This is a genomic window from Allokutzneria sp. A3M-2-11 16 (assembly GCF_024213555.1).
Classification (GTDB): domain Bacteria; phylum Actinomycetota; class Actinomycetes; order Mycobacteriales; family Pseudonocardiaceae; genus Allokutzneria.
Map to the genome: position 1 here is coordinate 229,833 of NZ_JANAVO010000009.1, position 8,564 is coordinate 238,396.

Annotated in this window: 9 protein-coding genes; 4 read left to right on the forward strand and 5 right to left on the reverse strand. The window is 69.4% G+C overall.

Annotated elements, in window-relative coordinates:
* Window positions 1-30: 30 nt before the first annotated feature.
* Genes NLX83_RS32070 through NLX83_RS32080 form a run of 3 tightly spaced genes read left to right on the forward strand, consistent with a single transcriptional unit; the run spans window position 31 to window position 1,530 of the window.
* Window positions 31-693 carry a hypothetical protein gene (locus NLX83_RS32070; RefSeq protein WP_254238968.1) on the forward strand — a complete coding sequence of 221 codons (663 nt, stop codon included), beginning with the start codon at window positions 31-33 and terminating at the stop codon, window positions 691-693.
* A complete protein-coding gene (locus NLX83_RS32075; RefSeq protein ID WP_254238969.1) occupies window positions 590-1,087 on the forward strand; it encodes a hypothetical protein in 498 nt (165 codons plus the stop codon). Before NLX83_RS32070 ends, NLX83_RS32075 begins: the two co-directional genes overlap by 104 nt.
* Window positions 1,084-1,530, forward strand: a complete 447-nt coding sequence (locus NLX83_RS32080) for a hypothetical protein (RefSeq protein ID WP_254238970.1) — start codon at window positions 1,084-1,086, stop codon at window positions 1,528-1,530. Before NLX83_RS32075 ends, NLX83_RS32080 begins: the two co-directional genes overlap by 4 nt.
* On the opposite strand, the gene NLX83_RS32085 is transcribed toward NLX83_RS32080, so the two are convergent.
* Window positions 1,478-3,721 carry an NACHT domain-containing protein gene (locus tag NLX83_RS32085; RefSeq protein WP_254238971.1) on the reverse strand — a complete coding sequence of 748 codons (2,244 nt, stop codon included), beginning with the start codon at window positions 3,719-3,721 and terminating at the stop codon, window positions 1,478-1,480. The two genes, NLX83_RS32080 and NLX83_RS32085, sit on opposite strands and share 53 nt — an antisense overlap.
* 101 nt (window positions 3,722-3,822) lie before the next feature.
* Here NLX83_RS32085 and NLX83_RS41400 point away from each other — a divergent pair, with 101 nt between their 5' ends.
* Window positions 3,823-3,954, forward strand: a complete 132-nt coding sequence (locus tag NLX83_RS41400; RefSeq protein WP_256564731.1) for a hypothetical protein — start codon at window positions 3,823-3,825, stop codon at window positions 3,952-3,954.
* Between the two features lie 668 nt (window positions 3,955-4,622).
* Here the strand turns inward: NLX83_RS41400 and NLX83_RS32090 are convergent.
* The 4 genes from NLX83_RS32090 to NLX83_RS32105 all read right to left on the reverse strand — a co-directional run bounded on the left by NLX83_RS32090 (window position 4,623) and on the right by NLX83_RS32105 (window position 8,357).
* Entirely contained in the window at window positions 4,623-5,297 is a 675-nt protein-coding gene (locus tag NLX83_RS32090; RefSeq protein ID WP_254238972.1) for a GAP family protein, read from the reverse strand.
* A gap of 46 nt (window positions 5,298-5,343) precedes the next feature.
* Window positions 5,344-5,979 carry a DUF6308 family protein gene (locus tag NLX83_RS32095; RefSeq protein WP_254238973.1) on the reverse strand — a complete coding sequence of 212 codons (636 nt, stop codon included), beginning with the start codon at window positions 5,977-5,979 and terminating at the stop codon, window positions 5,344-5,346.
* Between the two features lie 76 nt (window positions 5,980-6,055).
* Complete coding sequence (locus NLX83_RS32100) at window positions 6,056-7,405, reverse strand: M14 family zinc carboxypeptidase (RefSeq protein ID WP_254238974.1); 1,350 nt, start codon at window positions 7,403-7,405, stop codon at window positions 6,056-6,058.
* A gap of 376 nt (window positions 7,406-7,781) precedes the next feature.
* Window positions 7,782-8,357 carry an HhH-GPD-type base excision DNA repair protein gene (locus tag NLX83_RS32105; RefSeq protein WP_254238983.1) on the reverse strand — a complete coding sequence of 192 codons (576 nt, stop codon included), beginning with the start codon at window positions 8,355-8,357 and terminating at the stop codon, window positions 7,782-7,784.
* Window positions 8,358-8,564 lie beyond the last annotated feature (207 nt).

The window sequence follows — 8,564 nt, forward strand, 5'->3', positions numbered from 1 at the left end:
CGAGGTCAGCGGGTCCTAGAGTGATCAACTGTGCCCAAGCTGCTCAGCCGGACCAGGACCAGGACGGACTACCTCGCCTTCCTGCTGTCGAGGGAGTGGCCTGTGCTCCTGTCGGCGACAGGGGTCGTGCTCGGCGTGGTCACCCTGCTGCCCAGCGCGCTCGGGCTGGCCCTGTCGGTCATCGCGGTGCTGCTCGGCACGATCACGCTGATCCGCGACGTCCGGCTGCTCAACGCGAGGTGGTCGGCCTACGACTTCTCCACCATCGCCGCGCCGTTCCCCGCCACGGAGCTGCAACCGCCCGTGTCCTATCCCGACGCCCACTACCTCCACATTCCCAACCGTGGCACGGTGATGCTGAGCGCGGAGATGGACAAGGCGCTGCGAACGAGGCGGTTCACCGTCGAGATCGACGAGGAGCCCTACCGCCTTCCCGCGCGACTGCGCGCGACCGCCCCGCACGTGTTGCCGCTCCAGGCCCGCGGCCGGTTGCTGTTCAACGGCACTGTGCTTGGCATGCATGGGGAACCGTTGCCCACCGCTGTCCGCGAGCACACTGGCCGATCTCGTCGGAGTCAGCACGATCGTCATGACCAGCGACGGGTTCCTGCTGGCCATCGTGCAGTCGGAGCGCAACTCCGCGAGTCCCCTGCTGCTCGCGCCCGCGGGGAGCGGCACGCTGGAACCGCGTGACGCCAAGGACAACGCCGACCTGACCGCCATCGTGCGCACCGCGATGGAGCGGGAACTGCTGGAGGAAACCGGGATCAAGCGGGAGGAGCTGCGGGCGACGCACGTGCTCGGATTCGGTCGCTGGATGGAACGCGGCGCCAAACCGGAGTTCTTCGGCATGACCACGCTCGCCGTGAGCAGCGATCAGGTGCGCGGGCGCAAACCCATGAGGGCGGAACGGTTGTACAGCTCCGCGCAGGTGCTGATCGAACTTGATCTGCCCGCACTCGGCGGAGAACTCCGCGCCGGGCACGAGCTGCTGGCCGCGCCGAGCCTGCCGCACCGGGTGCGCGATGATGGATCGGTGCCGCTGCTACTGGGAATCCGGGCCGCCGCGTTGTCGAGCGCGTCATGACCGCCGCGACCGGCTACGACGGGCTGTCCTCCCGGTTCGTCCCCGCCGCCGAGCTGCGGGCGTTCCTGTTGGGCTGCTTCGACATCGCTGAGCACGAGCTGTTCCTCGGCCACGAAGACCGCATCGACGAAGACATGGGGGACACGGTGTTCGCCGCGTTCTGTACCTACCACGAGGTGTCCGGCGACTTCGCGATGGGATTCAACATCGGCATCGAGGGCAGGCTGGTCGACCGCGTCGGCCGCCGCGAGTTCGCCGAGCAATTCGCCGCCCACTTCGACGCGAACGTGCTCTACGGCTCCGACGAGCCGCCCGGTTGGTGGACGGTGGTCCTGCCCAGCGGCGAAGCGGTCCTCGCCACGATGGACGAGGGCGAGAACCACTACGTGCTCACTTCTCCGCTAGCTCCGCCGCCCGCCGCCGGACCGACTTCGACGCGTTGACGTCTGCCGCGATCTCGCGCAGAGCCACCTGGCCGCGCTTGTACCGGTTCGAGTGCAGTGCGATCGCGGCTTCGAGCCGGATCTCGTCACGCACGCCGCGGTCCATGGCAAGGCTTTCCAGTTCGTCGTTGCCGTCCCCGGGTTTGCGTCGCCGCAGCTCCAGCGCGGCACCGAGCCGGACCTGACCGAGGCTGGCGTAGAGCTTGGCCAGCTTGTCCGCGGAGAGGTGCTGCCGGAGCCGCCCCGCCGCCCGCATCCGGTCCGCGTCGGGGTACCGGGAGTTCTCGGCCACCTCGACCAGCCGCGTGACGGCGGCCTGGGTGTTGATCAGTGCCAGCTTTTCCAGCACCTTGAACAGGTATTGGTCGCCCGGCCCGCACCCGTCGGCCACTCCCGACAAGATCGCGACGGCGTCCGCCCGTTCGATCACCGCGGCACCGGCGGCTCGCACGCGCAGCTCGCGGTCGAGCCTGCGGTCCAATGCGAGCCGCAACAGCTGCCCGTTGTCGAAATCAAGCCGCTCCACCAGGAACAGGGCGGCTTCGAGTTGCAGATTCCGATCGGTCACCTCGTCATCGGCGAGCCCTCGCAACACCATTTCAGCTCGCACAGCGGACACCGACACCGCGAAGTCGGCCGCATCAGTCCACGCGGGATCGGGCGTCCGAAGCAGCTCGGCCAGCACGGAGAACGTCCGGTCACTGTCCCGCACCGCCTCCCACGCCGCCCGCGCGGCCAGCAATCGGCTGGCCACCTTGGTTTCCGGGGCCTCCGCGAGCTTCGCGAAAGTCTCGGCGGCCAGGTCCGCGTCGACGCGCTTGAGCAACTCCGCCGCCTTCAACCGCACCGCGTCGCGCTCGTCCCCCTGAGCCACCTTGTGCAGCAACCGCCTGGCCAGCCCTCGATCAAGCTCCCCGAGCTGGCGGTCGAGCGCCCTCCGCGCCGTCATGCCGTTCTTCGTGTTCGCGAGGAAGCGCAGCGCCAGCGCGACCCCGGCTTCCGGAACGCTGACCAGCAGCCAGCGGATCGCGTCGAAGCGGCGGTGTTCCTGGGCGGGCCCCAGCACCACCCGCGTCACCTCTCGGGTGGCGAGTTCGGGGTCGATGTCGCGCAACCACCCCGCGAAGTCATGCCATCGCTTCCGCGAAGCGTCCTCTTTGGACAGTTCCTTCGTCAGCAGCTTCACCGCGCGCGCCACGATGCGCGGGGCCACCGCCACCCCGTTGCGCACGAGCTGCGCGATGAAGCCGATGTTGTGCTCACGGTGCCGCCAGCCCAGCAACCGCGCGAGCTTGTGGTTGACGTCCTTGCCCGCCTCGGCCCATCGCGCCACCAGGAAGACCATCACCTCCAACTGCGGCCACGGCCATTCCTTTTGCGGGGCGAGGAGTTTCCGGCTCGCCCAGGCACGCGGGTCCGGATGCCGCGCCGCGAGGTGGCAGGCGGCGAAGTACTCCTCGACGGTCTGGTGCAGGAACCGCCAGTCCTCCCGCCGCTGCACCACCAAGCCGCTGATCCGCAGCGCGTCCGCGATGACCTCCGCCCACTCCCGCTGCGGCACCCCCTCTGGCGGCTGCACGCCCCGCCACGCCAGCGCGTGCTCGATCAACGTGCGATCGTCGCCCAGCTGCTGATGCCCGAAAGCCATGTCCTGGAACAGTTCCTGGATTCGTTCGAGCAGCGCGTCAGCCGCCTCCTCCGCACGCTTCCCGTACGAGGCAACGCGATCGCGCAGCTGACCACGTGCATCGGCCTCGCGGAGCTTCACCACGAGCCAGGACACGAACTCCCGGTACAGCTGCGACTGGTTGTCCGGCAGCTCGGCGTCGGGCTTCTCCGCGAACAGCAGGCACAGCATGGTGGAGATCAACGGCACGTGGGCCAGCTCGTGCAGCTTCGTCCGGCGGACCCGGGCCACGAAGTCGGTCGCGGCGCGCTCCGGGTCGGTGATCTCCCTGGCGGACAACCATCCCGCGACGAACGCGTGCAGTTCGGTGTCGCTGAACGGTTCGATCACGTAGGTCGGGAACTGCGCACTGTTGATCAACCCGCGGTCGTTCAGGGGGCGGCTGGTGACCAGGAAGCGGAACGCGGGGTTCTCGCGGTGGTCGGCCACCCTGCGCAGCACCGCGTGCCGCGCCGCCGGTTCCAGCACCTCGTCCAGCCCGTCCACGAGCACCAGCCACGGCACCCCCGGCAGCGGTTCGGCGCGGAACAGCTCCAGCAGCGGCGCCGCGGTCCAGCCCGTGGCTCAGCCCCCGCACCACGCCGTCGGCCAGCGCGTCCGGCAGCGTGCGGTCCTGGCTGAGCACGTCGGCGGTGATCGGCACCGGCACGAACGCGCCGTCGCCCTCGGTGAGCCAGCGCTCCGCCGTGGTGGCCGCGATGTGCCTGACCAGGCTGGACTTCCCGGCTCCCGGATAGCCCAGCACCTGGACGCCCGCGTGCCGTTCGAGGAGGCTGTCCGCGTCCACCCGCTCCAGCGCCTCGTCGTCGCCGTCCTCGGCCTGCCGGGTCGCCTGGCGGGTGAGGTAGATCTTCGACAGCGGCGGCGCCGCGTGCCGGACGCTCGGATACGGGTGATCGCGATCGGCTTTGCGCACGGCGTCGAGGTAGCCGCGCAGCACCGGGCCGACGTGCCGCCAGCCACCGGCGCTGAGCTGCTCCGGTTCCAGCAGGTCCAGCCACTCGCGAGCGCTGTCCCTGAGCTCTGGCACCGCGATCGGACCATCCGGTCCGACCAGCGCGCACACACCACCGGTGCGCATGTTCAGCACCGGTGCCCCGGGCTCGGCGTCGAGCCGGATCAGCTCGTCACCGGAGAGCGTTTCCGGGTGCAGGCAGGCACATGCACGAGTCTCGGCCTGCACGAACGCGAGCCCGTCCGGCCCGCGGACGAGCGCGACCCCGGGCTCGACGGCGACTCCGCGAAGCCCGTCGACGGTGACCACCGCATCACGAAGAGCGCGCCGGAGCCGTTGCCGCGCAACGCTCTTCGGGCCTTCGTGCAGGTGGACATCGCCGTGGATGACCCCAGCCTGCACAAGGTTGCCGTAGACGTCCCGAGAGGTGTTCTCCTGCACCCGCCCACGCTACTTGAAGAACAGGTTCACGATCCCGTCCCTGGCGAGCAGGAAGCCGACGATGCCGAGCGCCCACCCGATCGCCTCGGTCTTGTTGCGCACGATCCACGTGTGCAGCCGCTCCAGCTTGGGCCGCAGCCACGTCCACGCCAGCGCCCGCACCACGAGCAGCAGCAACGCGGGCAGGATCATCACGACCACGTAGCCCGCCAGCACCGGGACCCAGGTCACCGGCCCGAGCCCGGCATTGGTGAGCATGCCGATCGCGGCGAGGTACGGCACCATCGTGGCGACCTCGATCAGCGCGGCCGTCACGCCGAGGCCGACCATCGAGAAGAGGCTGCCGCCGACCTTCGGTTCCCGCGCGGGCTTGGGCTTGCGGCGCTTCGGGTCGAACCAGAAGCTCGCCACGAACATCGCCACACCGACCACGGCCGACACCCAGTAGCCGGTCCGCCCCTCCAGCAGCTGGCCGAACTGGTCGAACACACCGCGCAGGCCGAGCATCAGCCCGACGCCCACGGCGAAGTAGAACACCGAGATCGTGGCCAGGTAGACCACCATCCGCGCGACCGGACGGTCCTTGAGCGCCAGCAACAGGTAGATCGGGACGCCGAGCGTGCCGAAGCTCGTGCTGTCCACCAGCGCGAGCGCGACCAAGGACAGCAGAAGGGCGATAGTCACGACTTTGATTCCCCCGGAGAGCGGCCGATTCCGAGGACCTTATCCGTCAGGTCGCCGAACGCAGCGCGGAAGTCGCTACGTTTAGACGTTTTCCGAACATCCAGAGCGCGATGTCCACGCACCGGAGCAGGCTCGTGCCCTCGCGCATCCCCGCGTCCGCCCGTATCTCGGCCACCCGCTGCGCGCGGCCGGGATCAGCGGCGAACCAGGAGTGCAGGCACTGCCAGAAATCCTCCGGCCGCCCCAGCACGTCCAGTACCACCGGGTCGTGGACGGGAACGTGGTGCGGTCGCTTGCGGGCCAGCAGTTTCCCCGCGACCGGTGCCGCGATCCCTGGAGTCTCGGCCAGCGCCTGCCACAGGCGGTCGACAGGACCGTCCGGGGCGTAGGCCGCTGCGGGCGACTCGTGCATCGGCGTGTGCGCGACCTCGGCCAGCAGGGCGCTGAGCTGGCCGAACCTGGAGGAGAGGCATTCCAGCGCGGCGATCCCGTGCCACGGCAGGCTCAGCGACATCGTGGCGGCGACGTCCGCGGGCGTGAACACGTCCGACTGGTCGGAGTCTTCGAGCCGCTCGTAGCGCCTGGCGGTCAGCGACGTCAGGTAGTACCGGATGTCCTCGGCGGCGGTACCACCGAGGACAGCCTCGTCGAGCACTCCGTGCGCCCAGCCGTAACCGCTCATACTCGTCAGTAGAGCGATCTCACGGCCGGGGTGACCAGCGTTGACCGGATTTGCGACAAGTTTCGATACGGCAGCGTTACCGTGGAGTCGCCACCGAGGCCAGGATCGCGCCGAACTGGGTCGCGACCAGCTTGCGGATCGGGATCGCGGTCGCGGGCACCTCGGCCTCGGCGAGGTCGGCCCACCGCTCGAACACCCCGGTCAGCTCGGCGTGCGCGGCGCGGATGGCCGGGGTCCCGTTGCCGACCGCCAGCTCACCGTCCAAAGTGGACAAAAGCATGCCGCCGAGGCGCATCCGGACCGACTGCAGCACCTCGGCGGAGTGGAACCGCTCGGACACCACGGCGGTCCGGTCCGCGCCGGGGGCGTCGGCGGCGGCCGAGGCGATCCTGGACTGCTTGGCCAGTCCGGGCAGGAAAGCGTTGAGCGCGCGGCGGTACGGCGACCGGGCCGACAGGTCGCCCTGCACGGAGGCCAGCAACCCGGACAACACCAGGTCCGCCTCCATCAGCTCCTTCGCCCGCTCCCGCAACACCGCGGCGTAGGAGACGTCCAGCGGCGTGGTGTCCCGCGAGTCCTCATTGGTCCAGTACGGGACTTCGCTTACCAGATAACGGGTTCCATAACGCTCCACATAGGACATGCTGGAGTCTCCCGCCTCGTAGTCGGTGTGGTCGAGGCCGATGGACTCCAGGTAGTCGATGCTCTGCCGGGCGCTGAGCCCGAGGTAGATGCCCGGCGCCAGCTCCCGCATGTACGGCTCCTCGTTCTCCCCCGTTTGCAAGGGAAGGCCGAGGTGCTCCGGGATCGCGGTCAGCGCGCGGGAGAGCTCCGGAGTGGTCGAGTCGGCGTAGTAGTACACCCCGCCGTACTCGGCGTTGTGCAGCGAACACATGAAATCCGGCCTGACCTCGTCGAACAGCCGCATCAGCGCGACCGTCTCCGGGATGACCGCGTCGAAGAAGACTCCCTTGTACGCCAAGGGAAAGGACCACTCCACCTGCTCACGCCCGGCTGGCCGGTAGAAGTTCCTGCCGTAGCGGCGCATGGTCAGCGGTGGCTCGAACCACCCCTCGTTCAGCCGTGTCCCGTCCGGGTCGATGCACGGGATGACGTGCCAGGTGTGGCCCAGGTCCGCGCGCAGCTCCGGGTCCGCGGCCAGGGTCCTGGCCAGGTGCAGCGCGGTCTGCCCGCCCACCGGTTCGTTGGGGTGCACGGCGGCGAAGACCACCGCCTGCCTCGGGCCGCCCTCGACGGTCAGCGACCACAGCGGCTCACCGAGCCGGGAGGTGCCGATCCGCCGCACTGACGTGCAGTCGCGGTACTGCTCGGCGACGGCGTTGATACCGGTGAGAAGGTCGTCAACGCCGAGAAACCGGTCGATCTCCGGAACCTCGTCCACCAGCCGCAGGATGCGCTCGAACACAGTGTCCTCCAACCGTCGCCACAAAGATCCACTATGGCACGCCGGTCTATGTCCACAGTGGACTCATTCGGTCCACGGGGCAACCGACGTTGGTCGGGTTGACGACCGCGAAAAGCATGCGGGAGCGCTCTCACGACCAGGGTATCCCCCCGGGGCCCGGAAGGGGATTCCCCTTTGGCGCCAGCAAAAACAAGCACACTCGAATACCACTCCGGCAACCGCCGGGATGCCGCGGACGCGGAATGGTCCACCCTGCGGCTTGGCCGTCGCACCTACGTCAACGGCAGCAGCCGCGAGGGGCCCGACAGGCTGATCGGGCTGCGCCCGGACGGCTCAGCCCGCTTCGTCTCGCCCTCGCTGTCTCGCCCTGGCTGTCTCAGCCCTGCTTCGCGGCGGCCTTGGCGGCCTTCTTGAACTCGCGCACCTCGGACAGCGACTTCGCGTCCACCACATCGGCCACGCTGCGACGCGAGTCCTTCTCACCGTAGGCCCCGGCGGCGGCGCGCCAGCCCCTGGGCTCCACCCCGAGCTGCTTCCCCAGCAGCGCAAGGAAGATCCGCGCCTTCTGGTCCCCGAACCCCGGCAGCTCCTTGAGCCGCCGGAGCACCTCCTTGCCGTCCGGGTCCTCCCGCGTCCACACGTTCTCGACCGCACCGTCGTAGTGCTCGATCAGGAACCGTGCCAACGTCTGCAGCCGCTTCGCCATCGACCCCGGGAACCGGTGGATCGCGGGCGGCTCCGAGGCGATCGCGACGAACTCCGCCTCCGGCGCCTCCGCGATCCGGTGCACGTCGAGCGCGCCCATCCGGTCGGCGATCACCTTGGGCCCCTTGAACGCCTTCTCCATGGGGATCTGCTGGTCGAGCAACATGCCAAAGAGCAACGCCAGGGGATCCGCGGCCAGCAGGGCGTCCGAGTCCGGGTCCTGGGCGAGGCACAGCGTGCGAGTCATGGGCAGAGCTTGCCACGGGGTGGCCGGTGTCGCCGCCCGTGGGGTTGGACTTCGGGCGTGGGTGGTCCGCTGGATTTCCGGCTTGCGTGGCTGGGCTTCCAGCGGGCTCGGCTGGATTTCCAGCGTGGGTCGCTGGGCTTCCAGCGTGGGGGTCGGCTTGACCTGGGGCCCCTTGCGCGTGCCCTTGGGCCTCTCAGGGGCACGGGA

Excerpts from the sequence above, each read along its gene's own strand:
- NLX83_RS32105 (WP_254238983.1), bottom strand. The coding sequence starts at position 8,357 with ATGACTCGCACGCTGTGCCTCGCCCAGGACCCGGACTCGGACGCCCTG.
- NLX83_RS32075 (WP_254238969.1), top strand. The coding sequence starts at position 590 with ATGACCAGCGACGGGTTCCTGCTGGCCATCGTGCAGTCGGAGCGCAAC.
- NLX83_RS32095 (WP_254238973.1), bottom strand. The coding sequence starts at position 5,979 with ATGAGCGGTTACGGCTGGGCGCACGGAGTGCTCGACGAGGCTGTCCTC.
- NLX83_RS32080 (WP_254238970.1), top strand. The coding sequence starts at position 1,084 with ATGACCGCCGCGACCGGCTACGACGGGCTGTCCTCCCGGTTCGTCCCC.